General features: G+C 63.1%; 16 protein-coding genes. 10 read left to right on the forward strand and 6 right to left on the reverse strand.

Features of this window, described 5'->3' with window-relative positions:
* Nucleotides 1–10: 10 nt before the first annotated feature.
* The 8 genes from HX830_RS27750 (at nt 11) to HX830_RS27785 (ending at nt 8,848) form a co-directional block, all read left to right on the forward strand.
* A complete protein-coding gene (locus tag HX830_RS27750; RefSeq protein ID WP_103496292.1) occupies nt 11–778 on the forward strand; it encodes a TerC family protein in 768 nt (255 codons plus the stop codon).
* A gap of 205 nt (nt 779–983) precedes the next feature.
* Entirely contained in the window at nt 984–2,642 is a 1,659-nt protein-coding gene (locus tag HX830_RS27755) for a Na/Pi cotransporter family protein (RefSeq protein ID WP_177103868.1), read from the forward strand.
* A 55-nt stretch (nt 2,643–2,697) separates the two neighbouring features.
* Nucleotides 2,698–4,074 carry a M16 family metallopeptidase gene (locus tag HX830_RS27760; RefSeq protein ID WP_177103870.1) on the forward strand — a complete coding sequence of 459 codons (1,377 nt, stop codon included), beginning with the start codon at nt 2,698–2,700 and terminating at the stop codon, nt 4,072–4,074.
* 185 nt (nt 4,075–4,259) lie between these two features.
* A complete protein-coding gene (locus tag HX830_RS27765; RefSeq protein ID WP_103496289.1) occupies nt 4,260–5,267 on the forward strand; it encodes a DUF5924 family protein in 1,008 nt (335 codons plus the stop codon).
* 66 nt (nt 5,268–5,333) lie between these two features.
* On the forward strand, nt 5,334–6,479 hold the full coding sequence (locus HX830_RS27770; protein WP_177104017.1) for an ABC transporter permease: 1,146 nt from the start codon (nt 5,334–5,336) through the stop codon (nt 6,477–6,479).
* Nucleotides 6,476–7,279 (forward strand): ABC transporter ATP-binding protein, encoded by an 804-nt coding sequence (locus HX830_RS27775; protein ID WP_103496287.1) that lies wholly within the window; start codon nt 6,476–6,478, stop codon nt 7,277–7,279. Before HX830_RS27770 ends, HX830_RS27775 begins: the two co-directional genes overlap by 4 nt.
* A gap of 1 nt (nt 7,280) precedes the next feature.
* Nucleotides 7,281–8,219, forward strand: coding sequence for an MlaD family protein (locus tag HX830_RS27780; RefSeq protein ID WP_152736519.1), 939 nt, complete (start codon nt 7,281–7,283; stop codon nt 8,217–8,219).
* A complete protein-coding gene (locus HX830_RS27785; RefSeq protein WP_177103872.1) occupies nt 8,216–8,848 on the forward strand; it encodes an ABC-type transport auxiliary lipoprotein family protein in 633 nt (210 codons plus the stop codon). The genes HX830_RS27780 and HX830_RS27785 overlap by 4 nt, the downstream gene beginning before the upstream one ends.
* A gap of 71 nt (nt 8,849–8,919) precedes the next feature.
* Here the strand turns inward: HX830_RS27785 and HX830_RS27790 are convergent, their stop codons facing one another.
* From HX830_RS27790 to HX830_RS27805, 4 genes are all read right to left on the reverse strand, one after another.
* Nucleotides 8,920–10,149, reverse strand: coding sequence for a nucleoside recognition domain-containing protein (locus HX830_RS27790; RefSeq protein WP_152736521.1), 1,230 nt, complete (start codon nt 10,147–10,149; stop codon nt 8,920–8,922).
* Between the two features lie 175 nt (nt 10,150–10,324).
* Nucleotides 10,325–11,656, reverse strand: a complete 1,332-nt coding sequence (gltP, locus tag HX830_RS27795) for a glutamate/aspartate:proton symporter GltP (protein WP_177103874.1) — start codon at nt 11,654–11,656, stop codon at nt 10,325–10,327.
* Between the two features lie 527 nt (nt 11,657–12,183).
* The gene (locus tag HX830_RS27800) at nt 12,184–12,348 is read right to left on the reverse strand and encodes a DUF1328 domain-containing protein (RefSeq protein ID WP_100940022.1); all 165 of its coding nucleotides are present in this window, start codon (nt 12,346–12,348) and stop codon (nt 12,184–12,186) included.
* Nucleotides 12,349–12,438: 90 nt separating this feature from the next.
* Entirely contained in the window at nt 12,439–12,720 is a 282-nt protein-coding gene (locus HX830_RS27805; protein ID WP_177103876.1) for a hypothetical protein, read from the reverse strand.
* Nucleotides 12,721–13,169: 449 nt separating this feature from the next.
* Between HX830_RS27805 and algB the strand changes: the two genes are divergently transcribed.
* Complete coding sequence (gene algB, locus HX830_RS27810; RefSeq protein ID WP_103496281.1) at nt 13,170–14,516, forward strand: sigma-54-dependent response regulator transcription factor AlgB; 1,347 nt, start codon at nt 13,170–13,172, stop codon at nt 14,514–14,516.
* A gap of 10 nt (nt 14,517–14,526) precedes the next feature.
* Entirely contained in the window at nt 14,527–16,305 is a 1,779-nt protein-coding gene (locus tag HX830_RS27815; RefSeq protein WP_103496280.1) for an ATP-binding protein, read from the forward strand.
* On the opposite strand, the gene HX830_RS27820 is transcribed toward HX830_RS27815, so the two are convergent.
* Both HX830_RS27820 and HX830_RS27825 read right to left on the reverse strand, forming a co-directional pair.
* Complete coding sequence (locus HX830_RS27820; protein WP_177103878.1) at nt 16,302–17,915, reverse strand: EAL domain-containing protein; 1,614 nt, start codon at nt 17,913–17,915, stop codon at nt 16,302–16,304. The genes HX830_RS27815 and HX830_RS27820 overlap by 4 nt on opposite strands.
* A gap of 76 nt (nt 17,916–17,991) precedes the next feature.
* Entirely contained in the window at nt 17,992–18,771 is a 780-nt protein-coding gene (locus tag HX830_RS27825; RefSeq protein WP_177103880.1) for an N-acetylmuramoyl-L-alanine amidase, read from the reverse strand.
* Nucleotides 18,772–18,964: the final 193 nt, after the last annotated feature.

Here is an 18,964-nt window from a genome sequence, read left to right on the forward strand (position 1 = left end):
AGGAATAGATATGGATTGGCTGACCAACCCGGAAATCTGGGTGGCCTTTTTCACCCTGACCGCCCTGGAGATTGTCCTGGGCATCGACAACATCATCATGATCTCGATCCTGGTCAGCCGCATGCCCCGGCACATGCAGCAGCGCACGCGGATCTTCGGCCTGGCCCTGGCGATGGTCACGCGGATCCTGCTGTTGCTGTCGATCACCTGGGTCATGCGCCTGACCGACGACCTGTTCGTGGTCTTCGGCCAGGGTATTTCCGGACGTGACCTGATCCTGTTCTTCGGCGGCCTGTTCCTGCTGTGGAAAAGCTCCCAGGAGATCTACCACGGCATGGAAGGCGAGGAAGAAGCCGGCGAAGGGCCGAAAGGCAAGGGCGGCAACTTCCTCTACACCATCATCCAGATCGCCATTATCGACATCGTGTTCTCCCTCGACTCGGTGATTACCGCCGTGGGCATGGTCTCCCATGTGCCGGTGATGATCGCGGCGATCGTGGTGGCGGTGCTGGTGATGATGCTGGCCTCGAAGACCATCGGCGACTTTATCGACAAGCACCCGTCGCTGAAGATGCTCGCGCTGTCGTTCCTGATCGTGGTCGGCACCGTGCTGATCGCCGAAGCCTTCGATGTGCATGTGCCCAAGGGCTATGTCTACTTCGCCATGGCCTTCTCCCTGGCGGTGGAAGCGATCAACATCAAGATGCGTACCGCTATGCAGAAAAAGAAGCAGGAACACGAAGCCGGGGAACGACACAAGGATGTGGCGGGTCAATAACCCTGAACGGTGGGGGCCGGAAAACCGGTTCCCACGACGCCTTATGAAAATATGACATTTTTGTTTCAAGCCCGGCGCCGGTCATGCGATGCTGGCGCTCGGCCAAATAGCCAACTACAGCTTAAGGACAAGTCGTAGAAAAAAGGCGAACCGTCACAATCCGAACTTGCCCCCATGGGGCACCCGTCATGCCAGGGGGCCGTCCATGCTGACCCTGCTCAATCTGCTTTCCGCCGTGACCCTGCTGATCTGGGGCACGCACATCGTCCGTACCGGCATCCTGCGGGTCTACGGTTCACACCTGCGCCACGTCATCGGCCGCAATATGTCCAAGCGTCCGCTGGCCTTTGTCGCCGGGATCCTGGTCACCGCCATGGTCCAGAGCAGCAATGCCACTGCCATGCTGGTCACCTCCTTCGTCGGCCAGGGCCTGATGACCCTGACCCCGGCGCTGGCGGTGATGCTCGGCGCCGACGTCGGTACCGCGCTGATGGCCCGGGTGCTGACCTTCGACCTGTCCTGGCTGTCGCCGCTATTGATCTTCATCGGGGTGATCTTTTTCCTCTCGCGCAAGCAGACCCGCGCCGGCCAGCTCGGTCGCGTGGGCATCGGCCTGGGACTGATCATCCTCGCCCTGCAACTGATCGTCGAAGCCGCCGCGCCCATCACCCACGCCCAGGGGGTGAAGGTGATGTTCGCCTCCCTGACCGGCGATATCCTTCTCGATGCCCTGGTCGGCGCGCTGTTTGCCATGGTCTCCTATTCCAGTCTCGCCGCCGTGCTGCTGACCGCGACCCTGGCCGGCGCCGACGTGATCAGCCTGCCGGTGGCCATCGGCCTGGTGATCGGCGCGAACATCGGCAGCGGCGTGCTGGCCTTCCTCGGCACCAGCATGCAGAACGCCGCCGGCCGCCAGGTGGCCCTCGGCAGCCTGCTGTACAAGCTGATCGGCCTGCTGCTGATCATCCCGGCGCTGACCCCGCTGGCACACTGGCTCGATGGCCTCGAGTACAGCCCCCAGGAAATCGTGATCGGCTTCCACCTGCTCTACAACACCGCGCGCTGCGTCTTGCTGCTGCCCAGTGTCGGCCCGATGGCCCGGGTCTGTGCCTGGCTGCTGCCGGAACGGCCCGAGGTCAACGGCAAGGCCAAGCCCCGTCATCTCGACCCCGCCGCCCTCGACACACCGAGCCTGGCGCTGTCCAACGCCGTACGGGAAACCCTGCGCATCGGCGACCTGATCGACAGCATGCTCGACGCCATGCTCAATGTGCTCAACGGCAAGCAGACCGCCGTGGCCATCGAGATACGTCGTCTGTGCGACGATGTCGAGGTGCTTTGCAGCGCGGTCAAACTCTACCTGGCGCAGATGCCCCGGGAAGACCTCGGCGAACAGGACAGCCGGCGCTGGGCGGAAATCATTGAACTGGCGGTCAACCTGAAGCTGGCCGCCGACCTGATCGAGCAGATGCTGCGCAAGGTGCAGCGGCAGAAGACCTCGCAGCGCCGCTCGTTTTCCGAGGACGGCCTGGAAGAGCTCGCCGGGCTGCACCGGCAATTGATCGACAACCTGCGCCTGGGCCTCACGGTGTTCCTCGGGGCCGATCCCCAGACCGCCCGGCAACTGCTGCGAGAAAAGCGTCGTTTCCGCGCCCAGGAACGGCGCCTGGCCCACGCCCACGTCAGTCGCCTGCAGCGCGGCGTGGTGCAGAGCCTGGAAACCAGTTCGCTGCATCTGGAGCTGATTGCCGACATGAAACGCCTGAATTCGTTATTCTGCGGCAGCGCCTATGCGGTGCTGGAAACCGCCGAGACCGGCGCCCTGGCCTCGGAAGAACTCGACGACATCAGCCAATCGTCTTGAACGTCCATGGTTGCACCGTTGTCTGTGCGTAGGACCCCGCCTTCGGAAAATGGTTATGCGTTGCCTGCTGTTCGCCTGCCTGCTGCTCAATACCCTGCACGCCGCCGCCCTCGATCGCTTCCAGGTCGAGGGTTATCAATTGCCCAACGGCCTGCAACTGCTGCTCAAACCCGGCAGCGAACGCGGCCACGTGGCGATCCGCCTGGTGGTGGGGGTCGGGTTCGACGATTTCTCCTGTGCCGACAAGGAACTGCCACACCTGCTCGAACACCTGTTGTTCAGTGGCGTCGACGCCAGCGGTGAAGGCGGCCTGGAAGAACGCATGCAGGCCCTGGGTGGCGAATGGAACGCCTACACCAGCAACGCCGACACCACCTTCGTGATCGAGGCCCCGGCCGCCAACCAGCGCAAGATTCTCGACCTGCTGCTGGAGATCCTCACCCGTACCGAGCTCAGCGACAACGCCATCACCGCCGCCAAACAGGTGGTGGAGCGCGAGGAGGGCGGCCATTACTCGCACTTGCAGCGCTGGCTGGACCGCCAGGACTTCGGTCACAACGCCAGCAACCAGCTGGCGGTGGAGCTGGGACTCAAATGCGCCGAGCGCGCCGATGTCCAGCACCTGACCCGGGAGCAGTTGGAGGCCGTGCGCAAGAACTGGTACGCGCCGAACAATATGACCCTGATCATGGTCGGCGAGCTTGATCGCCTGCTCCCGGCCTACCTGGACCGGGCCTTCGGCGCCCTGGCACCGATCGAGCCCAATGACCACCTGCCGCTGCCGGAAATCCATGACCAGGCCGCCGCCGCGCAACGCGACCTGCCACGCGGCTGGGTCGGCAACGGGGCGAAAATCCACTGGCTGTTTCCGGAGCCGGCGCTGGAAGGGCTGCCCGACGAAACCTTCGATCTGCTCAAGGACTATCTGGACTGGGCGCTGTATCGGCATTTGCGCCTGGACCACGGCCTGTCCTATGGGCCGTGGAGCGAACGCGAAGTGCTGGGCGGCGTCGGCTTCTTCAGCGTCAACGCCGATGTCGAACGCGATAATCTGGACGACGCCCGACAGGTGCTCGAAGCGCTCAGGGCCCGCCTGCTCAAGGACGGCCTCGACCCGGACACCTTCGCCCGCCTGCAACAAGCCGCCATTGCCCGCCAGGCCTGGGCGGTGCAGGGCAACAGTGCCCTGGCCGACTATTACTGGGGGGCGCTGGGCGACTACGAGGACGGCCATTTTGCCGACCCGGCCCAGGCCCTGCGGGCGGTGACGCTGGCGGATGCCAACCAGGCGCTGCGCCAGTTGTTCAAGCAGCCGGGCTACCTGCGGATCGAAAAACCGCTGCTCAGCGATGAACAGCTGATCGGCCTGGGCGCCGCCCTCGCGGGCTTGCTGCTGATCGGGCTGCTGGGTTGGCGGGCTTATCGACGCTAGACCGCGTTATCGTTCATCGCGAGCAAGCTTGCTCCTACAGGATTTGTGTCGTGCCCGGGCTTTGCGTACGACGCGAGTCCTGTAGGAGCAAGCTTGCTCGCGATGGGGCCACCACAAACACGACTAATCGCGCCTGAAACGGTATTGTGTCGCGATCTTTCAACTGCCTGACTGTGAACTGCCGAATGCCGAACTGGACCCTGCATATCCAACGCCTCCTCGCACTGATGAAGCGTTATCCAGGGGTGATTGCGGCTTTCGGTTTCTGCTCCGGTATCGCCAGTTTCATCCTGGTTGATCGCCAGCAGAACTCCGCCAGCTGGATTGCGGTCATTCTGCTGGTGAGCTGGCTCTGGTTGATGCTGGAGAACGTCCTGACGCAGTTCTTCAGTCGCCTGTTCAAACACGATATCCCCGAGCCGCTGCTGCGCTATGCCACGCAGATGATCCACCAGCAAAGCCTGTCCTTTGTCCTGCCGTTCTTTTTCATTACCACCACCTGGAACAGCAGCCAGTTGCTGTTCACCGGGCTGCTCGGCGCGGCGGCGCTGGTCTCGATCATCGATCCGCTGTACTACAACTGGCTCTCGCCGAAACGCTGGCTGCTGCTGGGATTGCATACCCTGACGCTGTTCGCCGCGCTGCTCACCGCGCTGCCGATCATCCTGCACCTGACCACGCCCCAGAGCTACCAGCTGGCCCTGGGCATCGCCATGCTGTTATCGATCCCGAGCCTGGCGGTGAGCCTGCCGCTGCGCAGCTTGCGCGGCTGGTTGATGCTGATCGGCGTGACCCTGGCGATTGGCGGCGCGGGCTGGTTCCTGCGCTCGTGGGTGCCGCCGGCGACCTTGTGGATGACCGAAGTCGCGGTGACCACCGAGCTGCAGGACCGCACCCCGGGTGAGGGCCTGGAGCAAGTCAGCACCCAGCAGGTGCGCAAGGATGGGCTGTATGCCTACACCTCGATCAGTGCGCCGCGCGGGCTGGACGAGCGGATCTACCACGTCTGGCAGTTCAACGGCCGCGAAGTCGACCGCATCGCCCTGGATATCCATGGCGGGCGCAAGGAAGGTTATCGCGCCTGGTCGCACAAGCAGAACTTCCCGGCCGACCCCACCGGTGACTGGCAGGTGCGAGTACTGACCGAGGGCGGCCAGATGCTCGGCGTGCTGCGCTTCAAGGTGAGCGACTAGAGATCAGGGGCCAGATCGTGCTATTACAGAGGCCAGTATCAATGTCTGTTAAGCACGGAGCTTTCAATCATTAGCGCAACGGCCGGCACCGCCCACCTGGATACCTCGAGCAGTCCCGCGCGCCTGAGGATCAGTGGTGACTGGACGCTGGCCCATTACACCAATCTGAAGCAGCGGGCCGCCCAATTGGTTGGCCAATACGACGCCAGCACCGATATCGACCTCAATGACCTCGGCGCCCTCGACACCGCCGGCGCGTCCTTGCTGGTGGAGCTGCTGGGGGCCGATCGCCTCGGACGTTCGGCCGAACACCCGGACTGCCGCATCAGTGCCGCCGACCGGGCCCTGCTGCACACCGTGTATTGCTCCCTGGCGGATTTCTGCGAACCGGTACGCGAACCGGAAGAAGCAGCCGGCATCCAGTTGCTCGAACGCATTGGCAAAGCCGTCGATGCCGTCTGGCAAGACACCCTACAACTGCTCGGGTTTGTCGGCCTGATCCTGGAGACCCTGGCGCGGGGGATTTTCAACCCGCGGCGCTGGCGCATGACCGCGACCGTCGCCCATATCGAACAGACCGGCCTCGACGCCGCCCCGATCGTCGCCCTGCTGACCTTCCTGGTGGGCGCCGTGGTGGCCTTTCTCGGCGCCACGGTGTTGAAAAGCTTCGGCGCCAGTATCTTCACCGTCGACCTGGTGGCCTTCTCCTTCCTCCGTGAGTTCGGCGTACTGCTCACCGCCATCCTGATGGCCGGGCGCACCGCCAGCGCCTTTACCGCGCAGATCGGCTCGATGAAGGCCAACGAGGAGATCGACGCCATTCGCACCCTCGGCCTCGATCCCATGGAATTGCTGGTGCTGCCCCGGGTCCTGGCCCTGCTGATCGCCCTGCCGATGCTGACCTTCCTGGCGATGCTCTGCGGGATTGTCGGCGGCGGCGTGGTCTGCGCCTTGTCCCTGGGGATCTCGCCGGCGATGTTCCTGTCCCTGTTGCAGGCCGATATCGGCGTCCAGCATTTCCTCGTCGGCATGGTCAAGGCGCCGATCTTCGCCTTCCTGATCGCCGCCGTCGGTTGCCTGGAAGGTTTCAAGGTCAGCGGCAGTGCCGAGTCGGTCGGCGCCCACACCACCTCCAGCGTGGTCCAGTCGATCTTTATCGTGATCGTGCTGGATGCCGTTGCCGCGTTGTTCTTCATGGAGATGGGCTGGTGAGTCGACCGCCACGGGCGCCGAGCGAGGCGGTGATCGAAGTGCGCGGGCTGTGCAATCGCTTCGGCAGCCAGAGCGTCCACGAAAACCTTGACCTGGACCTCTACCGCGGCGAAATCCTCGCCGTGGTCGGCGGCTCCGGCAGTGGCAAGTCGGTGCTGCTGCGCAGTATCGTCGGCCTGCGCAAACCCAGCGAGGGCAGCGTACGGGTGTTCGGCCAGGACCTGCGCAGCCTCTCGGAACAGGCGCGTTCCCAGGTCGAACGGCGCTTCGGTGTGCTGTTCCAGAAAGGTGCGTTGTTTTCCTCGCTGACGGTCACCGAGAACGTCGCCCTGCCGCTGATCGAACACGCCGGCCTCAGTCGGCGCGATGCCGAACACCTGGCGGCGGTCAAGCTGGCCTTGGCCGGCCTGCCGCTGTCGGCCGCCAACAAATACCCGGCCTCGCTGTCCGGCGGCATGATCAAGCGCGCCGCCTTGGCCCGCGCCCTGGCGCTGGACCCGGACATCCTGTTTCTCGACGAACCCACCGCCGGCCTCGACCCCATCGGCGCGGCGGCCTTCGACCAACTGATCCTGACCCTGCGCGATGCCCTGGGCCTGAGTGTGTTCCTGGTCACCCACGACCTCGACACGCTCTACACCATCACCGACCGGGTCGCGGTGCTGGCGCAGAAACACGTACTGGTGGCCGATGCCATCGACCGGGTCGCCGAAACCGACGACCCGTGGATTCACGAATACTTCCATGGCCCGCGTGGCCGCGCCGCATTTGACGCGGTAACCCCGCACAAGGAGGGATGAGATGGAAACCCGTGCCCATCATGTGATGATCGGCCTGTTCAGTGTGCTGGTGGTCGTGGCCGCGTTGCTGTTCGGCCTGTGGCTGGCCAAGTCCAGTGTCGACACTGCGTTCAAGGACTATGAAGTGGTGTTCAACGAGGCGGTCAGCGGCCTGTCCAAGGGCAGCCCGGTGCAATACAGCGGGATCAAGGTCGGCGACGTGCTGCAACTGAGCCTCGACCCGAAAGACCCGCGCCGGGTGCTGGCACGCATCCGCCTGGCCGGCGACACGCCGATCAAGGAGGATACCCGCGCCAAGCTGGCCCTGACCGGCATCACCGGCACCTCGCTGATCCAGCTCAGCGACGGCACGCCGCAGAGTCCCGAGCTCAAGGGCAAGGATGGCAACCTGCCGCAGATCATCGCCTCGCCGTCGCCGATCTCACGCCTGCTCAACGACAGCAACGACCTGATGAGCGGGATCAACCTGCTGCTGCACAATGCCAACGAAATGTTCTCGCAGAAAAACGTCGCCCAGGTCAGCCAGACCCTGGACAACCTCCAGCAAGCCACCGGGGCGATTGCCGGCCAGCGCGACGATATCCGCCAGACCCTGAAACAGATGACCCTGGTCAGCAAGCAGGTCAGCGCGACCCTGGAACAGACCACCGCGCTGATGCGCAACGCCAACGGCCTGCTCGACAACCAGGGCAAGCAGGCCCTTGGCAGCGCCGAACGGGCCATGCAATCCCTGGAGCAGAGCACCGCGACCATCAACACGCTGCTGAGCAAAAACCAGGACTCGGTCAACAGTGGATTACAGGGCTTGAATGAACTGGCCCCGGCGATCCGTGAACTGCGTGACACCCTCAGTTCCCTGCGCGCGATCTCCAAGCGCCTGGATGCCAACCCCAGCGGCTACTTGCTGGGCCGTGACAAGAACAAGGAATTCACCCCATGAGGCATGTCCCTCGTGTATTGAGCCAGCTTACCCTGGTTGTCGGCCTGGCCTTGAGCGGCGCCTGTTCGATCCTGCCCCAGGCGGACCCGGCGGATGTCTATCGCCTGCCGACGGCACAGAACAGTGTTCCGGCGCCCAACAGTCAGCCGGTCAACTGGTCGTTGCGCATTGCCAAGCCGATTGCCAGTGACGCCTTGAACAGCCCGAATATCGCCGTGGTGCCCCAGGGTGACCTGATCAGCCACTACAAGGCCTCACGTTGGAGCGATCCGGCACCGGTGCTGCTGCGCAACCGGATTCTCGACGCCTTCCAGCGCGACGGCCGGGTGCGCCTGCTGAGCACCGACGACAGCAACCTGCAGGCGGATTTCGAGCTGGGCGGCGAGTTGCAGGCCTTCCAGACCGAGTACCGAGGTCAGGGGGCCGAGGTGGTGATCCGCTTCGATGCGCGGCTGGTCCGTGGGATTGACCAGCGGATCCTCGCCAGCCGGCGCTTTGAAGTACGCCAGCCACTCAGTGACAAGCAGGTGCCCGGTGTGGTCGAGGGCTTCGGGCGGGCGGGTGACAAGCTGATGGTACAGTTGATCGACTGGGCGGTACGGCAGGGCGAAGCCTCGGCTAAACGCTGAGGGCCTCATCGCCAGCAAGCCGGCGATGACGGCGGTGAATCTTGCATCGCCATCCTAGACAGGTACCGGTTTCAGCCGAAGAACCAATAGCACACCCCGATCGCCGCCAGCACCCCGGCCAGTTCCGCCAGCAAGGCGCAGCCCACCGCGTGTCGCGCCCGCTGGATATTCACCGCGCCGAAATACACCGCCAGCACATAGAAGGTGGTTTCGGTGCTGCCCTGGATCGTCGCCGCCACCAGCGCCGGGAAGCTGTCCACGCCCTGGGTCTTCATGGTCTCGATCAACATCGCCCGCGCCGCACTGCCGGAGAACGGCTTGACCATCGCTGTCGGCAACGCATCGACAAAGCGCGTATCCCAACCGGCCCACTGCACCAGGTGACGAATGCCGTCGAGGCCGAAGTCCAGCGCCCCGGAAGCCCGCAGCACGCCAATCGCGCAGAGCATCGCCACCAGGTACGGCAACAGATTCCTGGCGACATCAAAGCCCTCTTTTGCCCCTTCGACAAAAGCCTCGTAGACCTTCACCTTGCGTAACGCGCCAATGACCAGGAACAGCATGATCAGGCCGAACAGCGTCAGGTTGCCGAGGATCGACGACAGGCTGGCCAACGCCGTGGCCGACAGCCCGGCCAGCACTGCCATGAAGCCGCCGAGCAGTAAAGCGCCGGGAATCAGGTAGGCCAGCACCACCGGGTCCCACAACCGCAGGCGCTGCATCACCGCCACCGAAAGCAGGCCGACCAGGCTTGAGGCGCAGGTGGCCAGCAGGATCGGCAGGAACACCAGGGTCGGGTCCGCCGCGCCTTGCTGGGCGCGGTACATGAAGATGGTTACCGGCAGCAGGGTCAGGGACGAGGCATTGAGCACCAGGAACAGGATCTGCGCGTTGCTCGCCACGGTCTGGCTCGGGTTGAGCTCCTGCAGGGAACGCATGGCCTTGAGGCCGATGGGCGTGGCGGCGTTGTCCAGGCCCAGGGCGTTGGCCGCAAAGTTGAGGGTGATCAGGCCGATGGCCGGATGGCCGCGCGGCACGTCCGGCATCAGGCGGCTGAACAGCGGCCCCAGGGCCTTGGCCAGCCAGTCGACGATCCCGGCCTTTTCGGCGATGCGCAGAAAGCCGAGCCAGAGGGTCAGGGTGCCGAACAGCAGGACCATGACATCCACCGAGAGCTTGGCCATGGCGAAGATGCTTTCCACCATCGCGGCGAAGATCGCGGGGTTGCCACCCACCAGCCATTGCGCCAGCGCCGAGACGGTCGCCACTACGAAAAAGCCAAGCCACAGGCCATTGAGCATCGGGAAAACTCCTTGAAGATGCGGCGAATGATAGCGGTCGGGCCAGAAACAACAAACCCCGGAAAGTCCGGGGTCTATCGATCAGCTTTGGCAGTACGCGGACCTGTAGGAGCAGAGCTTGCTCGCGAAGGGGCCAGCGAGAGCACTAGACGCTTCGCCGGCAAGCGCCATTCGATCAGCCCTTGGAAGCCTCGCCCGCCGGCAGCGGCGCCTTGCTGCGCCAGTGCGGCAGGGAGTTCCAGTAGCGCTCGCCCTTGGCATCGTCGTACATGCCTTCCCAACGGGAAATCACCAGCACCGCCAGGGCATTGCCGATCACGTTCAGCGCGGTCCGCGCCATGTCCATGACTCGGTCGACACCGGCGATAAAGGCCAGGCCTTCCAGCGGAATACCGACGCTGCCCAGGGTCGCCAGCAACACCACGAAGGACACGCCCGGTACCCCGGCAATGCCCTTGGAGGTGACCATCAGGGTCAGCACCAGCAGCAATTGCTGGCTGATGGACAGGTCGATGCCATAAAGCTGGGCAATGAAGATCGCCGCGATGCTCTGGTACAGGGTCGAGCCGTCGAGGTTGAAGGAGTAACCGGTCGGCACCACAAAACTGCAAATGGCTTTCGGCGCACCGTAGGCTTCCATCTTCTGGATCACCCGTGGCAACACGGTTTCGGAACTGGCGGTGGAGTAGGCCAGTACCAGTTCGTCCTTGAAGATGCGCATCAGCTTGATCACCGAGAAGCCGAACAAACGGGCCACCAGGCCGAGCACGGCAAAGGCGAAGAACAGGATGGCGGCGTAGACCAGCAGCACCAGCTTGGCCAGCGGCAGCAGGGAGGCGAAGCCGAAGCTGGCGACGGTCACCGCGATCAGGGCAAACACACCGATCGGCGCGTAGTTCATGATCATGTGGGTGACCTTGAACATGCTTTCCGAGACGCCCTGGAACATCTTCACCAGCGGGTCGCGCAACTCGGCCTGCAGGCTCGACAGGCCGAGGCCGAAGAGCACCGAGAAGAAGATGATCGGCAGCATTTCGCCGCGGGCCATGGCGGCAAAGATGTTCGAAGGAATCAGGTTGAGGATGGTTTCGATAAACGCATGCTCATGCTGTACTTCGGCGGCGGTGGCGGTGTACTTGGAGATGTCCACGGTGCCCAGGGTGCTCATATCGATGCCCGAGCCCGGGTGGAACACGTTGGCCAGCAGCAGGCCGACCACAATGGCGATGGTGGTGACGATCTCGAAGTAGACGATGGTCTTGAGGCCGATGCGCCCCAGCTTCTTGGCGTCGCCGACACCGGCAATGCCGACCACCAGCGAGGAAATGACAATCGGGATAACGATCATCTTGATCAGGCGGATAAAGATATCGCCTGCCGGTTGCAGGACGTTGCCGATCCACCAGGCCTTCTCGGCACTGAAATGGTTGAGCAGCGCGCCGACTGCAATCCCCAGTACCAGACCGATAAGGATCTGCCAGGCGAGGCTGAGCTTTGCCTTCTTCATGTCGTTACCCTTGCTTCAAGTGGAGTCGGACAGAAGCCCCTCACCGTTGCACTGATGCAGGTCAGGTGATGGCAACTGTCCCCCATGGAAGGTCATCGCCCACCGGCCTGATGGCTTTTTGGCAGGCGAAAAAAGGCGCAACTATTCCCATGCAAGGGGGGGACGTCTAATGCCGTAAACGCCTACCCCATGCCGAATCGGCATGACCTTTATTCAACAATACGACCGTTTTGTCCCCCATCAACAGGACATTTCAGCCGAAAAAAGTGCCGTAGACCGGCCATTTCAAAGCATTTTTTCCTCCACGGCACGGGAATGAAGCGAGGCCAAATAAGTAGAAAACTCCTACAAATTCAATCGTAAACGAGGGGTAATCAGAGGGGTGTTTCTAGACGTACGGTCACATCGGAAAAATGCACCCGCTGAAAAGGCCACTTAATGTCAGAAAGACATAGGGTCAAAGCGGCAAACGCGGTCATGCAACGACAGGAGCGGCCGCCCGTCAGCAGGGCGGCTGTGGCTCATGGTCAGCCTCGACCACGGCGTCCGAACAGGAAGGAAACCACGAACATCACCAGGAATACGACAAAGAGGATCTTGGCGATACCCGTGGCTGTACCGGCGATGCCACCAAAGCCCAATACCGCGGCGACAATGGCAATGATCAGGAATGTGACTGCCCAGCTCAACATGGTGATTCTCCTCGACTTACAAGTGTTTGGATGCAGCCTTTACTGCCCCGGGTACTGCCCCGGGCTATCATCCGACGGCCCGGTTCTTGCCTAGAACACCCAGCGCTGCTGCAACGGCTCGTCAGGCACCTGGGCTTGATCGACCGACGTCAGGCGGTAGGCGGCGGGGTCGCTGATACTGGTAGCGGCCGCGCTGAAATGGGTTTGTTGCAGGGCATGCCCGGGCAGGCGCTGGACCTGGACACTGGCCTGGTTCCAGCGTTGGAACTGCTGGCCGGCAATCAGCGTGACCAGCAACGCCAACACGGCAAACAATCCTTGCTGCAGGTGCAGTGGCGAGAGATGGAGATGGGCGGCACGTGGGCGATTCATCCTGAAACTCCTCCGACTCAATGATGGGTGTGGCGGGGTCGGGAGAGATGAACCAGACCGACCACCGCGAATGTTCTTGAGAGGAACATTGCAGTCTGCATGCCAGCTTTTTTATTGGAAAAACATCAATAAAATCAATAAGTTATAAAATACACAAGATTGATCGACCAGCATCCTGCACGATGCCCGCCATACGGTCGTGCGTATTGCACGATGAATCCGTAGGAAATAGCCCTACCAAAAGAATAAATAGTAAGAAAATCAGTAGGAATTAGCTGAGAGCCCAACTGTCGGAAGCAAAGAGCCTAAAAAATTCCCCAAATCAGCGGGTTAGCAATCAGGGGCGCAGACCGTTACCCTGCTTGTCATAAGGTCAATCAGAAACAGCTCTCTAACGTGCCGGATATTTCCGGTAGAGACTGAAAACTTTTACTAAAGGAGCATGGGAGATGGAGTCCGCCACGGAACATCAAGGCCGTATTCTGCTGGTGGATGACGAGTCCGCCATCCTTCGCACCTTTCGCTATTGCCTGGAAGACGAGGGCTACAGCGTCGCCACGGCGAACAGCGCGGCCCAGGCCGAGGCCTTGCTGCAGCGCCAGGTTTTCGACCTGTGCTTCCTCGACCTGCGCCTTGGCGAAGACAACGGCCTCGATGTCCTGGCCCAGATGCGCATCCAGGCGCCCTGGATGCGCGTGGTGATTGTCACCGCCCACTCTGCCGTGGACACCGCGGTCGACGCCATCCAGGCCGGTGCCGCCGATTACCTGGTCAAGCCGTGCAGCCCGGACCAACTGCGCCTAGCCACGGCCAAACAGCTGGAAGTGCGGCAACTGTCGGCGCGCCTCGAGGCCCTGGAAGGCGAAGTGCGCAAGCCCAAGGACGGCCTCGACTCCCACAGCCCATCGATGATGGCGGTGCTGGAAACCGCGCGGCAGGTGGCCGGCACCGACGCGAACATCCTGATCCTCGGCGAGTCCGGGACCGGCAAGGGCGAACTGGCCCGGGCCATCCATGGCTGGAGCAAACGCGCGAAGAAATCCTGCGTAACCATCAACTGCCCGTCGCTGACCGCCGAGCTGATGGAAAGCGAGCTGTTCGGCCACAGCCGCGGGGCCTTCACCGGCGCCAGCGAAAGCACCCTGGGCCGGGTCAACCAGGCCGACGGCGGGACGCTGTTTCTCGACGAGATCGGCGATTTCCCCCTGACCCTGCAGCCCAAGCTGCTGCGCTTTATCCAGGACAAGGAATACGAACGGGTCGGCGATCCGGTGACACGACGGGCCGATGTGCGGATTCTCGCCGCGACCAACCTCAACCTCGAAGACATGGTCCGCGACGGGCGTTTTCGCGAGGACCTGCTCTATCGCCTGAACGTCATCACCCTGCACCTGCCGCCCCTGCGCGAGCGCAGTGAAGATATCCTGATGCTCGCCGATCGTTTCCTCGCCCGCTTCGTCAAGGAATACGCGCGACCAGCCCGCGGCTTCGGCGATGAGGCCCGCGAAGCCCTGCTCAACTACCGCTGGCCGGGCAATATCCGTGAGCTGCGCAACGTGGTCGAACGCGCCAGCATCATCTGTCCCCAGGAGCGCGTGGAGATCAGCCACCTGGGCATGGCCGAGCAACCGGCCAACAGCGCACCGCGCATCGGCGCCGCGCTGAGCCTGGACGAACTGGAGAAAGCCCATATCGGCGCGGTACTGGCCAACAGCGATACCCTTGACCAGGCCGCCAAGACACTGGGCATCGACGCCTCGACGCTGTACCGCAAACGCAAACAGTACAACCTGTGAGTAGCCCACCATGAAGCTCACGATGAAGCTGCGCACCCGGCTCTTCCTGAGTATTTCGGCACTGATCACCGTCGCCTTGCTGGGCCTGATGCTCGGCCTGGTCAGCGTGATGCAGATGGCCAAGACCCAGGAGTCGCTGGTCAGCGACAACTTCATCACCCTCGACCTGGGCCTCAAGCTGCGCCAGAGCCTGGGCGACCAGTTGCTTCTGATGCTCGGTGACAAGCCGGACCAGGCCGCGCTCGAGGCCTCGCGCGAACACTATCTGCAACTGCTCCACGAAGGCATCGAGCATGAGCAGAGCAACGACGTGCGCAGCGGCTTCGCCCAGGCCCGTATCGACTACGAACGGTTCTACCAGGCCTTCGCCCGTTCACGGGACGGCAGTGGCAGCATCGAGGAGCTCACCAACACTTTCAATATCCTGCGCAACGGCCTGATCGCCGAGCACAAGCAGGCGCTGGACAACATCAGCGCCACGGAAAACGATGCCCGCGAGCGGGCACTGCTGGTGGCCGGGCTGCTGGGGTTTGTCGGCCTGGCGGTGCTGATCATCGGCTTCATCACCGCCCACGGCATCGCCCGCCGTTTCGGTGCACCGATCGAGGCCCTGGCCGAGGCGGCGGACCATATCGGCCAGGGCAACTTCGACGTCACCCTGCCGATTTCCCCCGCGGTCGAGATGAACCTGCTGACCCGACGTTTCGGCCTTATGGCCGAGGCCCTGCGCCAGCATCAGGCAACCAATATCGACGAATTGCTCGCCGGCCAGCAACGCTTGCAGGCCGTGCTCGACAGCATCGACGACGGGCTGCTGATGATTGACCGTGAAGGCCGCCTGGAGCACCTCAACCCGGTGGCGCAGCGCCAGTTGGGCTGGGACGGCGATCGCCTCGGCCAAGGCCTTGGCGAGGCGCTGCAGCGGCCCGAACTGGACGAACAACTGCAATTGATCCTGCGCGGTGCCAGCCTGGAACGGGCACCGGAAGACCTCGAGGTCGAGGTCGAAGGGGAATCCCGCCTGCTGACCTACAGCCTGACCCCGGTCAGTCATACCCAAGGCCATATTCTCGGCGCGGTGATGGTGCTCCACGACGTCACCGAACAGCGGGCCTTCGAGCGGGTGCGCAGCGAGTTCGTCCTGCGCGCCTCCCACGAACTGCGCACGCCGGTCACCGGCATGCACATGGCCTTCGGCCTGTTGCAGGAGCGCGTGCATTTCGACAGCGAATCGCGGGAAGCGGACCTGCTGAACACGGTCAACGAAGAAATGCAGCGGCTGATGCAATTGATCAACGACCTGCTGAATTTCTCCCGTTACCAGAACGGCCTGCAGAAACTGACCCTGCTGCCCTGCGATATCGAGACACTGCTCGAGGCCTGTCGCCTGCGCTTTGCCGAACAGGCCCTGAGCCAGGGCATCGACCTGCAGGTCGAGCTGCAGCCGCCCTTGCCGCGCCTGCCGGCCGATCAACCGCAACTGGAGCGCGTCCTCGACAACCTGCTGGACAACGCCCTGCGCCATACCGCCCGGGGCGGGCAGATTCGCTTGCAGGCCCGGCGCCATGGCGAGCGGGTCATCATCAGCGTCGAGGACAACGGCGAGGGTATTGCCTACGGGCAACAGGGACGCATCTTCGAACCTTTCGTCCAGGTCGGCCGCAAGAAAGGCGGCGCCGGCCTGGGCCTGGCCCTGTGCAAGGAGATCGTGCAACTGCACAGCGGGCGGATGGGCGTGTATTCACGGCCGGGGCAGGGCACGCAGTTCTATATGGCGCTGCCGCTCTAGGCCTCGTCGTCCAGGCGACGCGAAGCCAGGCGTCGGCCGCGAGTGATCAATTCGACGAACTGCACCGCCGTCAGCGCCTGGGCAAACAACCAACCCTGACCATAATTGACCCCTTCGCTGCTGAGCAGCAGGGCCTGGTGCTCATACTCGATGCCCTCGGCGATCACCCGCAAGTGCAGCGCATGGGCCATGCGAATGATATGCGGCGCCACGCCGCTGCTGGCGGCGTCATGGCCCAAGGCGTCGATAAAGGCCTTGTCGATCTTCAGGCAATCCACCGGCAGCGTTTGCAGATAGGCCAGGCTGCAATAGCCGGTGCCGAAGTCGTCGATCAACACCTGATGGCCGGCATCCCGCAGGGCCTGCAAATTGTCCCGTGCCACCACCACGTCGATCAGACCACGCTCGGTGACTTCGAAGGCAATCTGCCGGGCACTGACCCGATGCCTGCGCAACAGGTCGGCAATCACCTCGCCGATACGCGGCACCATCACATCGCAAGCCGCCAGGTTCACCGAGATGTACAGCTGCGGATTGGCCCGCAGCAGGTGACCCAGCTGGTCCAGCAGCCGTTGCAGGACAAAATCGGTGATCTGGCGGATCTGCCCGGTATTTTCCGCCAGGGGAATGAACAGGTCGGGACTGGTCAGCGTGCCGTCCGGCCGGCGCCAGCGGATCAGGGCTTCGGCGCCCACGCACCGACGGCTGCCGAGGTCGAAGATCGGTTGATACAAGACCTGGAACTCGCCGCGCCGCAGCGCGCCTTGCAGTTCGCCGTTGAGCGATTGGCGCTGGCGGGCCAACTGCAAGGTCAGGCCGCCGATGCAGAAGGCAATCACCAGGCTCACCGAGAGCAGCCACCACCACAGCGGGTCGATGACCAGCGGCATGGCCGCGCGCGGCGCGACCATCACCAGTTGGTATTCCGGGGTACGGGTGGGCATGCGGTAGATCAATTCATCTGGCGTGATCAGCAACGGGTCCTGGCCCTTCGCCGGCCAGCCGGGGGGCGGCCAGTCCTGCTCCGGCCCGAGCACCGGAATCGCCCGCCGGCCACGGTCGACCACCACCAGCAGGCTGGCCCCCGGCGGCAGTTCCACCACATCGCTCAAATGGCCACGGGAAGTGGATACCCGGAAGTGACCGCGCCCCAACATCAGGGCGGCCAGGTTGTCATTGGGCTGGGCCGAGGTATTGAGCCAATAGCTGTAGGTCGGCCCGCGGATATCCGGCATCCCCAAGGTCACCTGGGCATCCTGGTTCGGCCAGTTGGAACAGGACCGGGTGGCGTCGACATAGAAGGCTTCGTAGATAAAGCGATAGTTGAAGCTCAGTTGCTGCAGGGTGCCGATCATGGCCGGGCTACAGTCCCGCAGGGGCTGGGCCTCCAATTGATCGAGCCCCTCGCGCAGTTGCCCGAAAAGCTGCTCCAGCCGCTCCAGGAAACGTTGCCCCTGGGCATTCATCTGTTCGCTTTCGTGCTGCCTGGCCTGGTGCATCACCACCCCCAGGCTGCCGGCCAATAACAGGGCGACACTGAACAGAGCCGCCAGCAATGCCAGCAACCAGGGACGATGGAACCAGGAGCGCAACGTCTGGCGAACCGGCATCAGCGAATATCCGAAGACTTACCAATGAGTTATAGCAACAGATTGGCGAATCGGCGCTGACCGTCCGGCGCTGACGTTATTTTGACTGGTTGAGCACCTGGAGGATCGCCGCACTTTGCGCATCCGGCAGGCCGTCGAAACGAGCCGGGCGGAAGTGCATCTGGAACGCCGCCAGGACATGACGCGTGGCAACATCCAGCTCGCCGGTCTGCGGCGTGGCATAGCCCAGGCGCATGAGCTGCTGCTGGAACCAGGTGATGCTCGGCAGTTGCGCGGTGTAGACAGTCTGCTGCCGGGCGACCGCCTGCTCGTCAGGCCATACGCCGAGGCCTTCCGCGGCCAGGCGCTTCCAGGGCAGCAACGGGCCCGGGTCCTGTTTGCGCAGCGGCGCGATATCGCTATGGCCGATCACATTGCGTGGTTCGATGTGATTGCGTTTGACGATGTCCTTGAGCAGCACGATCAATGCCTGGATCTGCGCTTCGCTGTAGGGGTACCAGACGCGGCCGGTGGGTGTATCGCGGAAACCCGGATTGACGATTTCAATGCCAATGGAGCTGGAGTTCAGCCAGGTGCGTCCCAGCCACTCGCTTTCCCCGGCGTGCCAGGCACGCTGGCTCTCATCCACCAGCTTGAAGATCGTGGCGCGGGGGTCGTCGCCGATCAGGTAATGGCTGCTGACCTGGCCATGGGTCAGCAACCGCAGTGAGTTTTCCATGTTTGCCGAGGTGTAGTGCAGGATCACGAACTGCACGCGATTGTCGTAGTTGACCGAAGGGTGGCTGGTGTCCATTCGCGGAGCGCTGGCGCAGCCCGCCAGCAGCAGGATCGAAAGAAGGAGAGGGAACAGTTTCATGGCAGCGGCAACAAATGAAGACAGTAATTTGGCAGCATAACGTACTGGCAGGCACAGCAGCGCCCAATACACTGTTACCTGATGCAACCTGGATCCCCCTCCTGACCCTGACCCCACAACTTCGGGCAATGCGGTCACTTGTGGGAGCCGGCTTGCTGGCGATGAGGCCCGCAAGCCTTGTATTGGCCGTGCG

Origin of the sequence: Pseudomonas gingeri (assembly GCF_013385425.1) — a bacterium.
Taxonomy (GTDB): domain Bacteria; phylum Pseudomonadota; class Gammaproteobacteria; order Pseudomonadales; family Pseudomonadaceae; genus Aquipseudomonas; species Aquipseudomonas gingeri_D.